The sequence below is a fragment of the Morganella morganii genome, assembly GCF_019242955.1.
Taxonomy (GTDB): Bacteria; Pseudomonadota; Gammaproteobacteria; order Enterobacterales; family Enterobacteriaceae; genus Morganella; species Morganella sibonii.
This window is the reverse complement of the sequence record NZ_CP066129.1, coordinates 3,591,338-3,610,044: the sequence shown is the minus strand read 5'-3', so window position 1 is coordinate 3,610,044 and position 18,707 is coordinate 3,591,338. Positions and strand designations below refer to the sequence as shown.

18 protein-coding genes and 1 pseudogene are annotated in these 18,707 nt (G+C 50.9%); 15 read left to right on the top strand and 4 right to left on the bottom strand.

Going from position 1 to position 18,707, the window contains the following annotated elements; genetic code table 11:
- Positions 1-141: 141 nt before the first annotated feature.
- From JC793_RS16970 to JC793_RS16955, 4 genes are all read left to right on the top strand, one after another.
- Entirely contained in the window at positions 142-1,398 is a 1,257-nt protein-coding gene (locus JC793_RS16970) for an ABC transporter substrate-binding protein (RefSeq protein ID WP_166708625.1), read from the top strand.
- Entirely contained in the window at positions 1,395-3,398 is a 2,004-nt protein-coding gene (pgtB, locus tag JC793_RS16965) for a two-component system sensor histidine kinase PgtB (protein WP_218426779.1), read from the top strand. The genes JC793_RS16970 and pgtB overlap by 4 nt, the downstream gene beginning before the upstream one ends.
- Complete coding sequence (gene pgtA, locus JC793_RS16960) at positions 3,391-4,638, top strand: two-component system response regulator PgtA (RefSeq protein WP_046894656.1); 1,248 nt, start codon at positions 3,391-3,393, stop codon at positions 4,636-4,638. Before pgtB ends, pgtA begins: the two co-directional genes overlap by 8 nt.
- 400 nt (positions 4,639-5,038) lie before the next feature.
- Positions 5,039-6,193 carry a porin gene (locus JC793_RS16955; RefSeq protein ID WP_166708623.1) on the top strand — a complete coding sequence of 385 codons (1,155 nt, stop codon included), beginning with the start codon at positions 5,039-5,041 and terminating at the stop codon, positions 6,191-6,193.
- A 429-nt stretch (positions 6,194-6,622) separates the two neighbouring features.
- On the opposite strand, the gene uriH is transcribed toward JC793_RS16955, so the two are convergent.
- The gene (gene uriH / locus JC793_RS16950; protein ID WP_218426777.1) at positions 6,623-7,573 is read right to left on the bottom strand and encodes a uridine-preferring nucleoside hydrolase UriH; all 951 of its coding nucleotides are present in this window, start codon (positions 7,571-7,573) and stop codon (positions 6,623-6,625) included.
- Positions 7,574-7,754: 181 nt separating this feature from the next.
- Entirely contained in the window at positions 7,755-8,318 is a 564-nt protein-coding gene (locus tag JC793_RS16945; RefSeq protein ID WP_218426775.1) for a tyrosine-type DNA invertase, read from the bottom strand.
- A gap of 654 nt (positions 8,319-8,972) precedes the next feature.
- Between JC793_RS16945 and JC793_RS16940 the strand changes: the two genes are divergently transcribed.
- From JC793_RS16940 to JC793_RS16895, 10 genes and pseudogenes are all read left to right on the top strand, one after another.
- Positions 8,973-9,500: a fimbrial protein gene (locus tag JC793_RS16940; RefSeq protein WP_046894652.1), complete on the top strand. Its 528-nt coding sequence runs from the start codon at positions 8,973-8,975 to the stop codon at positions 9,498-9,500.
- 69 nt (positions 9,501-9,569) lie between these two features.
- Positions 9,570-10,127, top strand: coding sequence for a fimbrial protein (locus tag JC793_RS16935; protein ID WP_046894651.1), 558 nt, complete (start codon positions 9,570-9,572; stop codon positions 10,125-10,127).
- A 21-nt stretch (positions 10,128-10,148) separates the two neighbouring features.
- Positions 10,149-12,804: pseudogene (locus JC793_RS16930) on the top strand (outer membrane usher protein).
- The gene (locus JC793_RS16925; RefSeq protein WP_046894649.1) at positions 12,801-13,559 is read left to right on the top strand and encodes a fimbria/pilus periplasmic chaperone; all 759 of its coding nucleotides are present in this window, start codon (positions 12,801-12,803) and stop codon (positions 13,557-13,559) included. Before JC793_RS16930 ends, JC793_RS16925 begins: the two are co-directional and overlap by 4 nt.
- Before the next feature lie 18 nt (positions 13,560-13,577).
- Positions 13,578-14,114: a fimbrial protein gene (locus tag JC793_RS16920; protein WP_218426773.1), complete on the top strand. Its 537-nt coding sequence runs from the start codon at positions 13,578-13,580 to the stop codon at positions 14,112-14,114.
- Positions 14,115-14,125: 11 nt separating this feature from the next.
- Positions 14,126-14,620 (top strand): fimbrial protein, encoded by a 495-nt coding sequence (locus tag JC793_RS16915; RefSeq protein ID WP_107679200.1) that lies wholly within the window; start codon positions 14,126-14,128, stop codon positions 14,618-14,620.
- Positions 14,621-14,630: 10 nt separating this feature from the next.
- On the top strand, positions 14,631-15,176 hold the full coding sequence (locus JC793_RS16910) for a fimbrial protein (protein WP_046894646.1): 546 nt from the start codon (positions 14,631-14,633) through the stop codon (positions 15,174-15,176).
- Positions 15,177-15,196: 20 nt separating this feature from the next.
- Positions 15,197-16,015, top strand: a complete 819-nt coding sequence (locus tag JC793_RS16905) for an MrpH family fimbial adhesin (RefSeq protein WP_218426771.1) — start codon at positions 15,197-15,199, stop codon at positions 16,013-16,015.
- A gap of 67 nt (positions 16,016-16,082) precedes the next feature.
- Complete coding sequence (locus JC793_RS16900; RefSeq protein WP_046894644.1) at positions 16,083-16,442, top strand: helix-turn-helix domain-containing protein; 360 nt, start codon at positions 16,083-16,085, stop codon at positions 16,440-16,442.
- On the top strand, positions 16,423-16,848 hold the full coding sequence (locus JC793_RS16895; RefSeq protein WP_243846891.1) for a tyrosine-type recombinase/integrase: 426 nt from the start codon (positions 16,423-16,425) through the stop codon (positions 16,846-16,848). The genes JC793_RS16900 and JC793_RS16895 overlap by 20 nt, the downstream gene beginning before the upstream one ends.
- Here the strand turns inward: JC793_RS16895 and JC793_RS16890 are convergent.
- Positions 16,776-17,273 carry a tyrosine-type recombinase/integrase gene (locus tag JC793_RS16890; RefSeq protein ID WP_166708615.1) on the bottom strand — a complete coding sequence of 166 codons (498 nt, stop codon included), beginning with the start codon at positions 17,271-17,273 and terminating at the stop codon, positions 16,776-16,778. The two genes, JC793_RS16895 and JC793_RS16890, sit on opposite strands and share 73 nt — an antisense overlap.
- Positions 17,274-17,643: 370 nt before the next feature.
- On the opposite strand from JC793_RS16890, the gene JC793_RS16885 reads away from it, so the two are divergent.
- Positions 17,644-17,973, top strand: a complete 330-nt coding sequence (locus JC793_RS16885; protein WP_218426769.1) for a helix-turn-helix domain-containing protein — start codon at positions 17,644-17,646, stop codon at positions 17,971-17,973.
- A gap of 96 nt (positions 17,974-18,069) precedes the next feature.
- Here the strand turns inward: JC793_RS16885 and JC793_RS16880 are convergent, their stop codons facing one another.
- Positions 18,070-18,405 carry a zinc ribbon domain-containing protein YjdM gene (locus JC793_RS16880; protein ID WP_025152572.1) on the bottom strand — a complete coding sequence of 112 codons (336 nt, stop codon included), beginning with the start codon at positions 18,403-18,405 and terminating at the stop codon, positions 18,070-18,072.
- Positions 18,406-18,707: the final 302 nt, after the last annotated feature.

The following is an 18,707-nucleotide window of genomic DNA, read 5'->3' as shown; positions in this document are numbered from 1 at the left end:
TATTTCCTTTAATAACTGCGTTACTGATGCCGGTAAACAAACGGGTAATATTTGTCTCAAACAGGCTTTTGCGACAATCTGAAAAAGATGTCATTTTTTTGATGTGAGTCACACCCCGCAAACGAATACAGAACTCAGCTTATGCCACAACTCCGAATCCGCCGCTTTGCGGCCTGTATGATAACCGCCGCCGCGCTGATATTCAGCCTGTCAGCTGCTGCGAAAAAGGATGAACTGGTGATTGCCACCACGTTTTCACCGGAAGCGACTGCCCACATTATCAGCAGCTGGCAGCAGCAGCCCGGTGCAGCCCGTATCCGGACGATTAACCGCACCAGTGCGGCGCTGGAGCGTCTGCTGGATACCCCGGCACTGGAAGATGTTGATCTGGTGGTGACCTCATCCCCGATGTTATTGCAGCATTTGCAGGAACATGACCGGCTGGCGGAACTTTCCGGACTCCCGGACGTTTCGCGGCGTCTGGTGCCGTTGCGGCTGCGCGATAATGCGGCAGCGGTGGCCTTTTCCGGTTACGGGATTCTGGTGAATAAACGGCGGATGGCGGAAAATAACCTGCCGGTTCCGGTGTCATGGGACTCCCTGACAGACAGCCGCTACCGCGGATTACTGCTGATGAGCAGCCCGTCACGCTCGGATACGTATCATCTGATGGTCGAGTCACTGTTACAGCAGCGCGGCTGGGATAAGGGCTGGGCACTGCTGCTGAATATCTCGGGTAACCTGGCGACGATTTCGTCACGCAGTTTCGGTGTGGCGGACAAAATCAAAGCCGGGCTGGGCGGTGCCGCCCCGGTGATTGATAACTACGCCCGGCTGCTGCTCGGCGATCCGGAGCTGGCGTTTAATTATCTGCCGGATTCCGCCACATCCCCGACTTTTGTTGCGATCAGCCGTTACAGCCTGAATAAAGAGAATGCCCGTGCGTTTATCGGTTTTCTGCTCAGTGAACAGGGACAGAAAGTCCTGGCTGATAGCAGCACCGGCAAATATCCGGTCACTCCGCTGCCGCGGGAAAATCCGCGTGAGCCGGTGCAGCGCCGTCTGCTGAATTCCCCGTATCAGATGGATGAGAATCTGGTACTCAAACGCCAGCGTATGGTGCAGCAGCTGTTTGACACCGCGATCACCTTCCGCCTGACCGAATCCATTGATGCCTGGCGTGCGCTTTACACAGCGGAAGCCCGTGTGAAACGGCCGCTGCCGCATATCCGTGCGTTGCTGACGGCCATGCCGGTTTCGGCACAGGAGAGCGCTGACCCGGCTTATTACTCCCGCTTTGACGATAACCGCAAAGCCGAGGAAGAATATATCCGCTGGCAGCAGTTCTTCCGCGAACAGCAGCGAAAAGCCATTGCTGAACTGGAAAAAGTCCGATGAAACACCGTATTTCCCGTTTTATCGGCCGTTTCAGTATCAGTGCTATTCTGCGCGGTGCGTTTGTGATCGGCACACTGATGACGCTGATTGTCAGTTGCGTGAGTCTGTATGCCTGGCAGGCGCAGAACCGGCAGATCCGTTATGCGCTGGGCGATTATTTCCCGCGTATTCAGGCGTCGTTTCTGATCGAAGGACAACTGAACACGCTGGTGGATGAACTGAATGAGTTCCTGAAAGCACCGGACACGGTGGCGCGTCTGCAACTGCGTAACCAGATCACACTGCATTTGTCGCAGATCGAATCGATCAACCGGAAACTGAGCGGGCAGGATCAGGTGCAGATCGCCGCGATTGTGCAGCAGGGACAGGCACTTTTGCAGCGTCTTGATAATGCCCTGTATACCCTGTTTCTGGCACGGGAGAATGTGAATACGCTGTCTGCCCGGATCGCCTGGCTGCATGATGATTTCAATACCGAGCTCAGTTCGCTGTCACAGGATATCAGCTGGCAGCAGGGATCACTGCTGGATCAGATAGAGCAGGACCCGTCCCGGGCTATCGCCTTACAGGGCAGTCTGCGCAAAGTGCAGGGGGAGCTGCAGCTGATTTACACCCTGGCTAGGCTGGAGGGGCAGATAATGGATGATCTTACCGGGCGTCTGCGTGATGAGCAGAATGAAAATACGGAAAGCAGCACCGACTCACACAGTTATGTCCGTTATCTCACCTATCTGAAGTCCGGAGCGGAATCAAATGAAGCCGCACTGGATCTGTATCCGAGCACGGTAACACTGCGGCAGACCATTGATGAACTGCTGGATATCGGTTTGTCTGACAGCAAAATGCCCGGTGTAGTGAAAAATTACCGGGCGGCGAAAGCCGAACTGGCGGCGGCCACGGCGGAGAAAGAGCGTATTCTGGAGCGGTTCCGCACCCAGCTGGATGTTCAGCTCGATAACAGCCACAGCCAGTTACAGTCCCTGAATCACCATCTTGCCAGCATTATGAGTTACAGCGGCACCATCATTATTATTACCGCTTTGCTGGCTCTGCTGCTGGCGGTGATCTTTAACCACTATTTTATCCGCACCCGGCTGGTCCGGCGTTTTACGGTTCTGAACCGGGCCGTTGCGCGGATCGGACAGGGTGATCTGACGGCGGATATTCCGGTTGAGGGACGGGACGAAATCGGCCGCGTGGCGATGCTTCTGCGTCAGACGCTCAACCAGATCAACCGGCAGAAAGTGCAGCTGGTGCAGGAGATCACTGACAGAAAAGCCATTGAGGAGAATCTGCGCGCCACACAGAATGAACTGATCCAGACCGCCAAGCTGGCGGTGGTCGGGCAGACGATGACCACACTGGCGCATGAAATTAATCAGCCGCTGAATGCGTTATCCATGCATATCTATATGGCGAAGCGGGCGCTGGCGACAGAAGGGAACACCAATGCGGTAAACGCACTGAATAAGTCCGCACAGCTGATCACCCGGATGGACGGCATTATCCGCTCCCTGCGCCAGTTTGCCCGGCGGCGGGACGACGGTGCGACATTGCAGCCGATTGATTTGCACCAGAGCATTCAGGATGCCTGGGATATCCTTGCGTTACAGAACAAAATGCGCGATGTCACCCTGCATCAGCCGGACTTCCTGCCGCAGGTACAGGGGGATGCTATCGGGATACAGCAGGTGCTGGTCAATATGCTGTCCAATGCGCTGGATGCATCGCCGGCGGCAGCGGAAATTGTGATTGATTTTACGGAATCCGCCACGGAACTTTCTCTCTTTATCAGTGATAACGGCTGCGGCTGGCCGGCGGAACTGGCGGACTCACTGATGAAACCTTTCACGACCAGTAAAGAAATCGGCCTGGGGATCGGCCTGTCAGTCAGCAGCTCGATTATGCAGCAGCTGGGCGGCAGTCTGCTGATCGCATCCACACTGACCCGCAACGGATGTGTGATCCTGAGCTTTAAAAAGGTAACTGAATATGCTTGATGATAACTACGATATCTTATTAATTGATGATGATACGGATGTCCTGGAAGCTTACTGTATGTTGCTGGAACAGGCCGGATACCGTGTTTATGCCTGCCATGACCCGCTGGTGGCCAAAGAGCTGGTTCACCGCGACTGGTGCGGTATTGTGCTCAGTGATGTCTGTATGCCGGGATGCTCCGGTATTGATCTGATGGCATTATTCCTGGAGAAAGACAAATACCTGCCGGTACTGCTGATCACCGGTCACGGTGATGTACCGATGGCTGTGGAAGCGGTCAAACAGGGCGCGTGGGATTTTCTGCAGAAACCGGTGGACCCGGAGTATCTGCTGACGCTGACAGAAAAAGCACTGACGGCCCGTAAACAGCGGGTGACTCAGCGCCGCTGGAGTTCAGAACAGCTGACACTGAATTTTGCCGGTGAAAGCGAGTGGACAGAGCATGTCCGTCAGCAGCTTCAGGGACTGGCGGAAACACATGCGGCAGTATTTCTGCATGGTGAGCTGGGATGCGGCCGGACTTACCTGGCGCGCTATCTGCATCAGATCAGTACCAATAAACGCGGGCCGCTGGTGATCAAAACCCTGTTCAGCGGCGGGGATATTCCGCTGGACGCCTGGCTGGATGAAGTGGCGGACGGCACGCTGGTGATTAAAAATATCGATCTGATGCCGCTCAGCCAGCAGCGCTGGCTGGTGCAGCATATCCGCCAGGAGCAGCGGACATTCCGGCTGGTGGGTATCGCAGATACACCGCTGATTATGCTGACCAAACAGCAGAAGATTATTGCCGAACTCTATTATTGCTTCTCCATGACACAGATTGCCTGCCTGCCGTTATCCCAGCGCAAAGCCGATATCGCACCGTTATTCCGCTATTATCTGGAGCAGGCCTGTTTCCGTCTGAATCATCCGCTGCCGAATCTTGCGGAAGCGCTGGTGAAAAAACTCACCCGGCGGCACTGGCCGGGTAATGTGAGTGAACTGGCGAATGCGGCAGAACTGTATGCCGTCGGGATTATGCCGATGGGGGATACCGCAAACCCGCTGTTACCGTCAGTGGCTCCCACGGCACTGGATCAGCGGGTGGAGAGCTATGAGCGGCAGATTATCACTGAAGCCCTGAATATCCATCAGGGGCGGATCAACGATGTATCTGAATATCTGCAAATCCCGCGTAAAAAACTCTATCTGCGGATGAAGAAATACGGACTGGATAAGCATCACTACCGTATATAGTATAAATAAATCTGATAACTATCTTCCGTAAGCCGGTTTATGAAAAATAAACCGGCTTTTTTCTTTATTTTTATTGTTTTTTAATTTAAAAAATTTGAATGATTTGTTCTTGTTATTTGGTGATAGGGTTAATAATTGAAATATATCGCCTACCACTAATGTAATTATCAGAATTAGCGATTTGTGCGCTTTAGAGGGTAGTTATTTAACAATAAATGCGCCTGTTCTGAAACTATTTGTCACATTATACATGCAATAAGTGCTTTTTTTGACATATATTGCTATTTATCGCCAAATGAAGCCGTAATCGTGTTGTAAAATGAACTTTCCGGGTGAATAATCTACAAGGCTTTATGTCAATAGAGTCAGAGAGTAGTGGTTAATATAATAGGAATATAAAATGAAAAAGACATTATTAGCTGTATTAGTCCCGCTTGTTGCATTAAGCGGCGCTGCAAACGCGGCAGAGATTTATAACAAAGACGGTAACAAACTGGATCTGTACGGTAAAGTCGATGTTCGTCATTTATTCAGCGACAATGACCGCAGCAGCAATGCTGAAAGTCAGGACGGTGATGATTCCCGTTTCCGTATCGGTCTGAAAGGTGAAACTCAGATCACTGATCAATTAACCGGCTTTGGTCGTTTCGAAAACGAAATCAAAACCAACGGCACTGAAGGCGACAACAAAAACAAAGTTCGTTTAGCCTATGCAGGTCTGAAATTTGCTGAGTTCGGTTCACTGGACTACGGCCGTAACTACGGTGTTATCTATGACACCAACGCATGGACCGATGTGCTGCCAATCTTCGGTAACGATACCATGACTCAGACCGACGTCTACATGACCGGTCGTGCTGCAAACCTGCTGACTTACCGTAACTCTGATTTCTTCGGTTATGTTGACGGCCTGAGCTTCGCATTACAGTATCAGGGTGCGAACGACGATAACTCTATCGCAAACCGTGGTTCTTACGACCAGTTCAATGATACCTACAGCTACGATAACACCGCTAACGGTGACGGTTTCGGTTTCTCCACCGCGTATGACATCGGCTGGGGTGTGAGTGTTGGTGGTGCGTACTCAAGCTCCGCACGTCCGCAGGGTCAGAAAGATAACCTGGCAAGCGGTGCTCTGGGCGACCGTGCAGAAGCATGGAACTTCGGTGCTAAATTCGACGCTGACAACCTGTACCTGGCAGCAGTTTACGGCGAAACCCGTAACATGACTCACTACGGTAACAACGACGATAACCGTGGTTTAACTGCTAACAAAACTCAGAACATCGAGTTAGTGGCTCAGTATCAGTTCGATTTCGGTCTGCGTCCGTCCATCGCTTACCTGCAGTCTAAAGGTAAGAGCCTGAACAGCGCTTACGGCGATGACCAGGACCTGGTGAAATATGTTGATTTAGGTGCGTACTACTACTTCAACAAAAACATGTCTGCTCTGATCGACTACAAAATTAACCTGTTAGACGAAAACGACTTCACCCGTTCTGCCGGTATCAACACCGACAACGTACTGGGCTTAGGTTTAGTTTACCAGTTCTGATTTAGTTCAGAGAGCGTATAATGAAGAAGGAGGCGAAAGCCTCCTTTTTTTATATCTGAGAACCAGTGAAATAATCACTTTATAAAATTGTCATTATACGGGATGTTATTAATCCGGTTTTCTTCAGGCAGTAAAAAAGGAGGCGGCTGCCTCCTTTTTTGGCTTATTGCTTGTAATTTGAATCGACACAGACAAATCACCAATAAGAATTTGTTCGAACGCAGTAATAATAGCCCATGTCAGAAAAAAACATTTAACTATTGATGTTATTTTCGGTTTTTCTTTTATTCATTTTGTGCTTATGATTAATTAATACGGAATGTAAGAGAATATGAATAGTATTTTTGATGTTTTGGTTTGAGTGTGGCTGCTTATCACCGATCAGATTGTTTTATGTATTTGTGCCGGCGAACCGGCACATCAGCGGGGTTATGCAACCCGTACATCCCCGATCCGCCGCAGGGCATCAGTGACCAGTTCCCAGAAACGGGTGTGATCCAGTTTCACCGCAACCTGAGTCAGGCAATCCGCCGGAGCCGGTGAACGGAAATCCGCAACAGTCATACCGAGAGTCAGTGTACCGGTCAGCTCCACGTCCAGCGGCACTTTGCGGGTGGTCATCACGGACGGGTCGATAACATACGCCACCGCGCAGGGGTCATGTACCGGCGGGTAATCAAATCCCTGGGCGCTTTTGTACATGGTGCCGAAAAATTCCAGCAGTTCGAGGACAAACTGCGCCGGTGCAGTGCCGACCGCCGCGATTTTACTGATGACTTCCGGAGTTGCCAGCGCCTGATGCGTCAGATCCAGCCCCACCATGGTGAGTGGCCAGCCTGCATTGAAGACAATGTGTGCCGCTTCGGGATCAATTTTTATATTGAATTCAGCAACGGCACTCCAGTTGCCGGTGTGATACCCGCCGCCCATCAGCACCACTTCCTTTACCCGGTCAATAATGCGCGGCTCCAGCCGTGCTGCCAGCGCGATATTGGTCAGCCCGGCAGTGGGAACCAGGGTAATGGTTTTCGGCGGATGCGCCATAATGGTATCAATGATCAGCTGAACCGCATGGCGCGGATCTAACGCCAGCACCGGCTCCGGTAATACCGGTCCGTCGAGGCCGGAATCGCCGTGAATATCCGGTGCGGTTTCAATCTCCCGGATCAGCGGGCGCGGGCAGCCTGCCGCAAACGGAAGACCGGTAATACCGGCAATCCGTGCGACAGCCAGTGCATTGCGCGTCACTTTCTCCAGTGTCTGATTGCCGACGACTGTAGTGACGGCCAGCAGTTCAATCTCCGGATTACCATAAGCAAGTAATAGTGCGATGGCATCATCATGGCCGGGATCGCAGTCAAGAATGATTTTTTTCTTCACATATTCCTCTTTATTATTTGTCCGTCTGAATATCAGGCTATGTTACACACTCTGTACCCGGAAAAATAATAAGCCACCCGAAAATCTGATCGGTGACCGGGATAATCACGGAAATGACACAATAATACCGGAGAATATATGCAGTTCCGGGGCGGAGAAAATTCAGGGACAGGCCGGCGGATTATCCGCGGAGAGGGTCCCAGATTTGCTGAAAACGTTTTGAATTACTGGCGGTATAAATAACGGTATGGGAAATATTCCGGTGTCCGAGATAATCCTGGATCAGGCGGGTATCCCGGCCGAGATCAGCAAGAGAATAGCCGCAGGCATGGCGCAGCATATGCGGATGGGGAACCACGGAAATATTGGCGGCCTTACCGTATTGTTTTAATAATGTATGTACCTGCTGCCGGGAAATGGCCCCGCTTTTCTGCGATAAAAATACCCATTCCAAATCCTGGTTACGCCAGGTCTTTCTTATATTGAGCCAGGATACCAGCGCATTATATTCAATATCAATAAGGGGCTGTGTGGTGGAAAGCCCGCCTTTCAGACGCCGGACGTAAATAAGACGGCTGTCCAGATCAATATCAGAAAGTGACAAATGACATAATTCGCTGACGCGGAAGCCGTGCAGATAGCACATTAAAATCATGCAGTAATTTCGCTCGGCATAACGGCTTTTCCGGGCTTGTTTCAGAATAGCGTCAACTTCAGAACGGGTCAGAAACTTACGTTTAGCCATGATTTATTCCTGTTTATTGTCCGATAAGTTCATAAAAACCAGAGATAGCACTATAGCAAGTAATAAAAATGAATAAAGACAACGGACAGGAATGAAAATACTACAAAATGTTTACGTATTGACAATATATTCATAAAAACCAATTAGGAATTATCTTCTTTAAATCCGGCACAAAACAATTTCCGTCTGTTTTACAGAGATAAATATTACAGATTTAAAAAAAGACAAAATACATCAAATTGTTTGTAATTATCACTAAAGGTTTCACCTTAGTCAAATATTGATGTGTTGGCCGGATCTCCAGTGTATAACTCATTAATTTTCAAAAGGATAATATTTTATCCTGCCTTATACCAACTGCCCGCGTTGAGTTCATTCGTGTTTTTTACAACTGCTGAAAACACACAGGGGTTAAAATAAAATATTGTACTGTTTTATTTAACATTAAATAATTTATGCGGCATTTTTTATGAAATCACAGGGTTTTATTTCAAACTGGACAATTTGATGTATTTTGTCCCGTTTTTTTATATATCCGGATAACGGTGAAGACATATTCATCAAATAACGATAACGCCGCGCGGAGCCATATTTTCGCGTGTGAGTGCGTTATTTTTAATATCAAAAAAAACAGAACGCAATATAGGAAATAACATGAATCTGAATAAATTAGCATTGGTGCTGGGTTTTGGTATGTCTGTCGTTGCAGGTGCAGCATCTGCTGCTGATCAGGGACACGGTACTGTTAAATTCACCGGTTCAATTATTGATGCACCTTGCTCAATTACACCTGATACCGAAAACCAGACTGTTCCGTTAGGCCAGATCTCTACTGCTGCATTAAAAGATGGCGGCCGCAGTAATTCCCGCGATTTTAAAATCTCATTAGAGAATTGCACAACAGAAACTTATAAAACCGTACAGACCACATTCACCGGTTCAGAAGATGCCGATATTTTAGCCGGTGCTCTGGGTATTGAAGGTATTGCCAAAAACGCAGCCGTTGTTATTACCGATGCGGGCGGCAAACAGATCAAATTAGGTACTCCGAGTGCAGCACAGACACTGCGTGACGGTAATAACGATCTGAACTTTGCGGCGTATTTACAGGGATCTTCTGCTGAAGCGGCTGTTCCGGGTGACTTCACTGCTATCGCGACTTTCGCACTGACCTATCAGTAATTAATGCCGGTACAGTTCAGGGATGAACTGTATCGCTTTTCAGTTGTGTGCGTTTAGCGGAGGCAGGAAATGGCGTGCAGAGTCATCACTCAGGGATTGCTGATAACGATAGTGTGTTTTTCCTCTTATACAGCAGCAGGTGAAACAAAACAGGATGCAAAAACCAGTTTGCGTTTCGGCGCGGTACAGATGCAGGGCACGATTTTCGAGCCGGTTTGTACTATCTCGACAGCCAGCCGTGAGCAGGTGGTGGCGCTGACAGATGTTTCCGTTCCGCAGCTGCGCGACGAAGGGCAGGGACCCGCAGACTATTTCTGGATCAGGCTGGCGGAATGCACCGTACTGCCGGTGAAGGGCGGGACGGCAGATAACCTCCGTTTCCGGGTCACTTTTGAGGGCGCTGCACAGGACGGGCATTTTCAGCTGAACGGTTCCGGCAAAGGCGCTTCCCTGGCGATTACTGATCGCAACGGGAATGAGGCAGTTCCCGGTAAACCCTTACCGCCGGCAGATATTGACCCCGATAATATGGCGCTGCGATATCAGGCGCGTCTCGTGAAAAACAGCGACGAACTTCAGTCCGGTCATTACCGGGCAACAGTGGGCTTCAAGCTGGAATATTATTAAACCGAGCTGACTGGATCCATTATGGTAATTCCGCTGAGTACCGTCTCCCGACGGAGACTGACAGTGCTGATTTCATTTATTCTGACCGGTATTTCGCAGGCCGCTTATCCGGATAATCAGGATATTGAATTTAATACTGATATTCTTGATGTAAACGACAAACAGAATATTGATCTGTCCGATTTTTCCCGTGCCGGCTATATCATGCCCGGTACTTACGACTTTTTTATCCGGGTGAATAACAGTGAGTTGCCTGATATTTATCCGGTTTCCTATATTGTGCCGCCGGATGATCCGAAAGACAGTAAAGTCTGTTTATCGCCGGAACTGATGGCGCAGACCGGGCTGAAACCGGAATGGGCAGAGCGCCTGCGCTGGTGGAATGACGGCAAATGCCTGGATACCGCATCACTGCCCGGGATGTCAGTAACACCGAAACTGGCTGACAGCGGGCTTATCCTGACACTGCCGCAGGCCTATCTGGAATATACCGCCGCTAACTGGGACCCGCCTTCCCGCTGGGATGAGGGGATTTCCGGCGTGTTGTTTGATTACAACGTGAATGCCGGTGTTAATGATCCCGCTCACGGTAAGCAAACACAGCAGGTCACCGGGAACGGGACGCTCGGGGCAAACCTGGGGGTCTGGCGTGTCCGTGCGGACTGGCAGGCGAATCTCCGTCATACCACCGGTGCCGGGGAACGTTCCGAACGTGACTGGACCTGGAGTCAGACCTACCTCTACCGGGCGATAGCTCCGTTACAGGCAAAACTGACCATGGGGGAAACTTTCTCCCGCTCCGATGTTTTCGATAATTTCCGCTACATTGGTGTCAATCTGGCCACAGATGACAACATGCTGCCGCCGAATCTGCGCGGCTATGCGCCGGAAGTCACCGGCGTGGCAAAAACAAATGCCAAAATTACGGTCAGTCAGCAGGGACGGGTGATTTATGAAACCCAGGTCGCCCGGGCCGTTCCGTATTCAGGATATCAATGATGCGGTCAGCGGTAAGCTGGATGTCAGGGTGGAAGAGCAGGACGGCTCTGTACAGTCCTTTCAGATGGATACCGCCAGTATTCCTTACCTGACCCGTCCGGGCCGGGTGCAGTACAAACTCTCCGCCGGGCAGCCGTCCGAAATCGGCCGCCACGGGAAAGGCCCTGTCTTCGGAATGGGGGAATTCTCGTGGGGGATCAGCAACGGCTGGTCATTGTACGGCGGCTCCCTGGTTGCCGGGGACTATAACGCAGTTTCTCTTGGTGTTGGTCGTGATTTGATGGCCCTCGGGGCCATCTCTTTTGATGCCACCCAATCTTTTGCCAGTCTGCCGCAGGAGGATAAAAACTACCGCGGCGGTTCATATCGTCTGAGTTACTCCAAGCGGTTTGAGGAGCTGGACAGCCAGGTCACCTTCGCCGGATACCGTTTCTCTGAACGTGACTTTATGAGTATGAATCAGTATCTGGATCGCCGCTATTACGATAACAGTGCGGATAACAACAAAGAGCTTTACACCATCATGTTCAGTAAGCAGTTCCCGGATGCCGGGCTGAGTACCTATCTGAACTACAGCCACCAGACTTACTGGAACCGCCCGGATAACGATAACTATAACCTGTCGCTGGCGAAGTATATGGATATCGGCAGTTATAAAAATATCAACATCAGCTTATCGGCTTACCGCAATAAATATCAGGATAAGAATGATGACGGGGTGTATCTCAACATCAGTATGCCGGTGGGCGATCGCGCGACAGTCAGCTACAACAGCATGATCAACCGTCACGGTAACTCCCATAACGTCAGTTATTTCGACCGTCCTGATGATAACAACAGTTACCGTCTGGGGACGGGGCTGAGCAGCAACGGTAAAGCGTCTGTCGACGGCTATTACATGCACTACGCTGACAGTGCGCTGGTCACCGCCAGTGCCGGACATATTGACGGGGAATATACCTCGGCATCGCTCTCGCTTCAGGGCGGGGTGACGATGACGCCGCAGGGCGGGGCATTCCACCGGATCAATATGCCGGGCAGTGCCCGCCTGCTGGTGGATACCGGTGGTGTGGCGGATGTGCCGGTCAGAAGTACCGGGGCACTCAGCTATACCAACCGCTTCGGGAAAGCCGTTCTGCCGGATATGAATAACTACTTCCGCAACAGTGCAGCTATCGATATCAACAAACTGCCGGAAAATGCGGAAGCACGCCGCTCTGTTCAGCAGCTGACATTGACGGAAGGGGCTATCGGCTACCGTCAGTTTGATGTGCTGTCAGGACAGAAAGCGATGGCCACTATCCGTCTGGCAGACGGCAGTGAACCGCCGTTCGGTGCAGTGGTTACCTCTGCGGATAACCGTGAACTGGGTATCGTCAATGACGGCGGGCAGGTCTACCTCAGCGGTATTAACAGCGGGGATATTCTGACGCTGCGGCGCGGCAGTGATACAGCGTGCCGGATGACGGTACCTGAACTTCCGCCGGGACAGCCGCTGCATACCCTGCTGCTGACCTGCGGCGCAGAGCCGCAATCCGTTCCGGACAAGCCGCAGCCGGTTGCGCTGCCGTCTTCCCCGCTGCCGGCTGACCGTCCGCAGCAGGGAAAGTGGCTGAATATTACAGGCCGGACAACTCCGGCACCTTCCACACGTAACGAAATGAGTGATTCATTATGATGTCAGTTAAACACACCCGTCTCTTTGTCCCGGCCATTGCGGCTGTATTGCTGGCATCAGCACAGTCTCATGCCGCTATCGCGCTGGACAGAACCCGTGTCATTTTCAACGGGGCGGAAAAATCCGTCAGTCTGAATGTCAGTAATATGAACAAAGAACTGCCGTATCTGGCTCAGGGGTGGATTGAGGATCAGAACGGGCAGAAAGTGTCGTCGCCGCTGGTGGTGCTTCCGCCGGTACAACGTATTGAGCCGGGTGATAAAAGCCAGGTGAAAATTCAGTCATTACCGGCGATCGCCGCGCTGCCGCAGGACAGAGAAAGTGTCTTCTATTTCAATCTGCGGGAAATCCCGCCGCGCAGCAACCGGCAGAACGTTCTGCAAATCGCCCTGCAAACCCGGATCAAACTGTTTTACCGCCCGGAAGCTATCTATGCCTCACAAACGGATCTGACCAATCCGTGGCAGGAGAAAATCACCCTGACACGCCGCGGTGACAGCTATGAGGTTAATAATCCGACCGCTTATTACGTGACAATTGTGGATGCACTCAGCGGGCTCGGCGGCAAAAGTCTGGACGGATTTTCCCCGCTGATGGTGGCGCCGAAAAGTCAGGGTACGCTCGGCCTCAGCGCATCAGCACTCGGCAGTGCACCGGTGCTGAGTTATATCAACGATTACGGCGGCCGTCCGCAGTTGCAGTTCAGTTGCAGCGGTACAGAGTGCCGTGTGACAAAAACGGCTGCCGGTAACTGAGCAGACAGAGGATAAACCATGGATGAGCGGATCAGAAAAATAAGCTCTCTCCGGCGGATACTGGCGGTTGTGCTCTGTATTTCGGCGGGAGGTGCTGCGGCACTGCCGGAACGGGTGGCCGGTATCCGGGGTGTTCCCGGGATCACCTATATCACTATTCGCGGCAATGTTATCGCACCGCCGCCGTGTGTTATCAACAACGGCAACACCATTCTGGTGGATTTCGGTGAGGTGCTGAGCACCCGTATTGACGGCCGGCGCTATAAACAGCCGGTCAATTACACGGCGGAGTGCACAAAGATGCCAACCAATGCAATGACACTTGCCATCACCGGCAATACCGCCGGATTTGATTCCGGATTGCTGCAGACCGAAATCGCCGGGCTGGGGGTGCGCATGCTCTATCAGGGGCGGCAGCTGAATCCCGGTGAAAAAGTGAAATTTACCTATCCGGTCTTTCCGGCGCTGGAAGCCGTACCTGTCCGTGACATGACAGCAGTGCTGACCGGCGGGGATTTCTCTGCGGTGGCAACGCTGGAACTGGACTATCAGTAAGGAGCCTGACAATGGCAAAACATGACCGGTGGTTACAGAGGGTGCTGCTGACCGGGCTGCTGTGTGCTGCCGCAGGAAGTACCGCCGCGCCGAATATGAAGCTGTTCGGCACTCTGCTGGTACCGCCCGCCTGTACGATCAGTGATAACGGAGTGATTGATGTGTTTTTCGGTGACAACGTCGGCGTGCATAAAGTGGATGGCGTTAATTATACCCGTGCCGTTAATTACACCCTGGTGTGTGAGGACAATAACAAAGGCTGGGATCTGGGATTGTCCGTCACGGGGCCGGTCAGCGGGTTTGATGATGCGGCCTTGCAAACCAATATTCCGGATCTGGCTATTCATCTGACGCAGAACGGAAAGCCCTTCACGCTCAACAAACGCATTGCGGTATCACCGGATAACCCGCCGGTTATTCAGGCGGTGCCGGTGAAACGGCCGGGCAGCACACTGCCGGAAGGCGCATTTGATGTGACCGCCACATTGCTGGCGGAATATCAGTAGGAGCAATGCAATGAATGAGACAGTAAGGCGCTTTTTTATCAGTACCTGCGGGGTATTTCTGTTATCACTGCCGGTTGCGGATGCCGGGGCTGCCGCTGATAACCTGTATTTTCACGGCACACTGGTGGATGAACCCTGCACGATACGTCCGGGGGATGAAACTGTGGAACTGCCGTTCGGGAATATCCCTGATAAAAATCTGTACGCTTATCAGCGGACACCATCAAAAGAGTTTCAAATCCGGCTTTCGGAGTGTGATACCTCCATCGGCAAGCGGGTCACGGTGATGTTTGCCGGGGATGAAAATCCGTTTATCGGCGGGGCGCTGGCCATCAGCCCGGGCAGTCAGGCGGAAGGGATTGCCGTCGGGCTGGAAAATGCTGACGGCACGGCGCTGGCAGTTAATGAAGCATCACCGCAGATCACGCTGAACGACGGACTGACACTGCTGAACTTCCGTGCCTATGTGCAGGGCGAACCGGATGCACTGGCAAACAAAACCATTAAACGCGGGCCGTTCAGTGCCATTGCGACTTTTCATCTCAATTATGACTGACGGGTAACCAGAGGCACGCTATGAACAGATTTCTGAAAATAACAGCGGCGGTTGCGCTGCTCTGGTCCGCTTCGGCGGGGGCATCCATCTTCTCTTATATTACGGAGTCATCAGGGAAACCGACGGATGCTGTTTACACCTACATTATTGAGCGCTGGGATCCGGAAGACCCGTCGGCTCCCAACCCCTGTTACGGCTGGTCTGTCTGCTGGATCAATATCAACCATAAACATGATGTTGACGGTTCCCCGGGCAAATCAACCAAATCGATTGTCCGTGTGGAAAAACTGAGAACACTGGCAGAAGTACGGGAAGCAGTTTTTCAGAATATCTCTCTGCCCTATCAGGGAAAAGCAGAACACAGAGGGCCGTCTCTGAATTCCAATCAGGAGTGTGTGGGGCTGTTTTATGAATCAGAATCAGGCGGCTGGTCGAAAAACGGACGTCTGCTGCCGGGATCATTGTGCGGGATCGCACCGCCGCCGGTGGGCGCCTGTGAGGTGACCAGCGGCTCAGTGATTCTGGATTACGGCGATATTGATGAAGTCAGTCTGCCGGATGCCGCGCGCAATAAAAGCATCACCGTCACCTGCAATCTGGACATGGATATCCTTGTGATTGCCTCCGGTTCTGACAGCGGCCGTGTACCGCTGCGCCCGGATAACAGCCTGTACGCGGATCTTTATCTTAACGACAACCCGGGTGAGAGGGGCGCTCCTATTCATGTTCCGGCCGGCGGTGCGACACAGGTGGATGTGAAATCGGTTCTGAAAGTGAACGGACGGGTTGCCCCGGGAGCCTTTGAAGGTTCCGGCTCCATCATTCTTGTCATGCCGTAATTTCTTATTTTTATCTCATGGCGTTGCAGAAACCGGCAGCGCTGTGGGCCCGGAGTGAGACTAAAATATGATTACAGAAGATACTGATTTAACCGTTAATAAATCTGTCGGCTACCGGATCTTCCGCAAACGGAAAGAACTGGGCTGGTCCGGCAGCCGCCTGGCAGACCAGCTGGGGATCAGCCAGCAGCAGTTCTCGCGCTATGAGCGGGGATGCAGCCAGATTAATGTCAGTCTGCTGGTCAGGGCGGCTGACATTTTACAGACACCGGTCAGCTGGTTTTTCGCTGACTGTCCGGAAGCGCGTTCATACCGGGAGTGCTTCCGGGGAAAAGCGGATATTTATATGGCGGAATCTGTTCCTGAGTATGACCTGCCCGCACAATCCCGGTACAAAAGGAAACCGGATGAAGGAAAACAAACGTAAACACCTGATGCAGTCTGAGGTGGAAAAAATGATGGCGGCTGCGGAAAACGGCCGTGATCCGGAGCGGAATACCTGTCTGCTGTGGATGTGTTTTGTCCACGGCTTCCGCGTCAGTGAACTGGGACAACTGAGTTTATCGGACATGGATGTCGCCGCCGATAATCTCTATATAAGACGGCTTAAAAACGGCCTTTCCACCACCCATCCCCTGAGCCGTACAGAAAAAAATCTGCTTACCCGCTGGCTTAACTGTCGCTCCCGTTATCCCCGTGCTGCTGAAAATCACTGGTTGTTTTTATCCCGCAAAGGCGGGCATCTTTCCCGATCCCGTATTTACCGGATCTTAAAAGAACTGGGGGAAATGGCGGGGCTGCCGGTATCAGTCCCTCTGTCCGCTAATGCATAACCGCAGGCATGGCGCAGCATATGAGGATGTGCCGCAATATTGAGATCGGCGGACAATCCGCTGTCACGGATAATACGGAATATCTGCTGGCGGGATAAACGACCGCCCTTGCGGGAAAGAAAAAGCCAGGGCTCGGCATAATGAACGGATGAATTCCGCTGTGCCAGCCACTGTATCAGCAATTTATATTCAGGGGACTGTAATGGCTGATTGGTACTTAATCCGTTTTTCAGCCGGGTAATATGAATGGTCTTTTCATTGATATTAATATCACTGAGCATTAAGCCGGTCAGTTCACTGGCGCGTAATCCGTGACTGAAGCAAACTGCAATCAGGCATTGATTACGGATATGATTAATTGAGTCAGGTAATGATGATATTAAGGAATGAACCTCCTGTTCACTCAGGTGTTTTCGTTCTTTCATAAAAATATTTAGTCTGATAATGGTGGTCAGGTTTAATTCGTTTCCGACGTTATCACAGAATAAACGGATGACCTATTTTTCATCATTATCATCATAATGTTATCAGCAGGTAAAATTGATCGTGTATTGCTGATTTATCTGAAGATAATAAACGTAGTGTATTACTTGTTTTTTATATTGTCGTTATATATTCCATTTTTCCGTGTTTTTTATGTTTCATTTATTTCCGTGGTATTTATTGTTAATCAGCGTTATTTTTTATTTTTGTTAATGAAATAAACTTCATTTTATTTAGACAATAAATGCTTTTTTTTCTTTATTGGTCTCCGGAATATATTTCCGGATGATTTTATTTCTGAAGGTAATGAATATGACAGAAATTCAATCCGGCGCGGATATGGCGTCGGTAAATCGTGCTGTCGGTGACCGGATTTTCTGCAGACGAAAAGCACTGGGTTATTCCGGGCAGCAGGTTGCTGCCTGCCTGGGAATAAGTCAGCAGCAGCTATCCCGTTATGAACGGGGACAAAGCCGGATTAATGTGGGTATGCTGGCCAGAGCGGCTGATGTTTTACAGACACCGGTCGGCTGGTTTTTTGCCGGGTGTCAGGACAGATCGTTATACAGGGAAAGTCTCAGCGTTCAGTCTGATATCTATACTGCGGAGTCTGTTACGGCCGGCATAACGGCGGCAGACTGAACAAAGCGGCTCCGCCGGTATGGCGGAGCCTCAGATTGTTGGCAAAGTCCGGGAAAAAACAGGCCGGGATTTTGTCAGCAATCTTATGTCAGAAAATCAGTTCTTTTTCACAAACTCAGATTTCAGTTTCATCTGACCAAAGCCGTCGATTTTACAATCGATGTTGTGGTCACCTTCCACTAAACGGATGCCTTTGACTTTTGTGCCGATTTTCAGCATGGATGAACTGCCTTTGACTTTCAGGTCTTTGATGACTGTCACGGCATCGCCGTCCGCCAGTAAATTACCGTTGGCATCTTTGACAATCAGCTCGTCGCTTTCTGCTGCCGGTTCGGCATCATTCCATTCGTGGGCACATTCAGGGCACACGTACATTGCACCATCTTCATAGGTGTATTCAGAATTACATTTCGGACATGAAGGTAATGACATAATGAGACTCTCAGATTTTTACAATGGGGAGCAGCAAATTGTCACGTGATGGTGTGATATCTGCCCGTGGTTATGTGCACTGTCTTCAGTGCGGGCGTCAGTATAGCGGGATCGCTGCCATTTTGCAGCTTTTACCGGATAAAGAGTGTGGTTATCACCTTTCCGCTGACCGGGGAATAAACAGGTAAATAACGCAATAACGGCCTCAGGTTTCCTGATAAATCCGTCAGTGCTGAAAATAACCGGAGTTTATCGTTTTTTTCTGAATAAGTACTCAGGGGGAGTACTTAATTACGCAACAG

Bases quoted from the DNA above. Each gene is read 5' to 3' on its own strand.
- JC793_RS16885 (WP_218426769.1), top strand. From the start codon at position 17,644: ATGACAGAAATTCAATCCGGCGCGGATATGGCGTCGGTAAATCGTGCT.
- JC793_RS16905 (WP_218426771.1), top strand. From the start codon at position 15,197: ATGAACAGATTTCTGAAAATAACAGCGGCGGTTGCGCTGCTCTGGTCC.
- JC793_RS16945 (WP_218426775.1), bottom strand. From the start codon at position 8,318: ATGGCTAAACGTAAGTTTCTGACCCGTTCTGAAGTTGACGCTATTCTG.
- JC793_RS16940 (WP_046894652.1), top strand. From the start codon at position 8,973: ATGAATCTGAATAAATTAGCATTGGTGCTGGGTTTTGGTATGTCTGTC.
- JC793_RS16880 (WP_025152572.1), bottom strand. From the start codon at position 18,405: ATGTCATTACCTTCATGTCCGAAATGTAATTCTGAATACACCTATGAA.
- JC793_RS16935 (WP_046894651.1), top strand. From the start codon at position 9,570: ATGGCGTGCAGAGTCATCACTCAGGGATTGCTGATAACGATAGTGTGT.
- JC793_RS16890 (WP_166708615.1), bottom strand. From the start codon at position 17,273: ATGAAAGAACGAAAACACCTGAGTGAACAGGAGGTTCATTCCTTAATA.
- JC793_RS16970 (WP_166708625.1), top strand. From the start codon at position 142: ATGCCACAACTCCGAATCCGCCGCTTTGCGGCCTGTATGATAACCGCC.
- JC793_RS16915 (WP_107679200.1), top strand. From the start codon at position 14,126: ATGGCAAAACATGACCGGTGGTTACAGAGGGTGCTGCTGACCGGGCTG.
- pgtA (WP_046894656.1), top strand. From the start codon at position 3,391: ATGCTTGATGATAACTACGATATCTTATTAATTGATGATGATACGGAT.
- JC793_RS16895 (WP_243846891.1), top strand. From the start codon at position 16,423: ATGAAGGAAAACAAACGTAAACACCTGATGCAGTCTGAGGTGGAAAAA.
- JC793_RS16910 (WP_046894646.1), top strand. From the start codon at position 14,631: ATGAATGAGACAGTAAGGCGCTTTTTTATCAGTACCTGCGGGGTATTT.
- JC793_RS16900 (WP_046894644.1), top strand. From the start codon at position 16,083: ATGATTACAGAAGATACTGATTTAACCGTTAATAAATCTGTCGGCTAC.
- pgtB (WP_218426779.1), top strand. From the start codon at position 1,395: ATGAAACACCGTATTTCCCGTTTTATCGGCCGTTTCAGTATCAGTGCT.
- JC793_RS16955 (WP_166708623.1), top strand. From the start codon at position 5,039: ATGAAAAAGACATTATTAGCTGTATTAGTCCCGCTTGTTGCATTAAGC.
- JC793_RS16920 (WP_218426773.1), top strand. From the start codon at position 13,578: ATGGATGAGCGGATCAGAAAAATAAGCTCTCTCCGGCGGATACTGGCG.
- JC793_RS16925 (WP_046894649.1), top strand. From the start codon at position 12,801: ATGATGTCAGTTAAACACACCCGTCTCTTTGTCCCGGCCATTGCGGCT.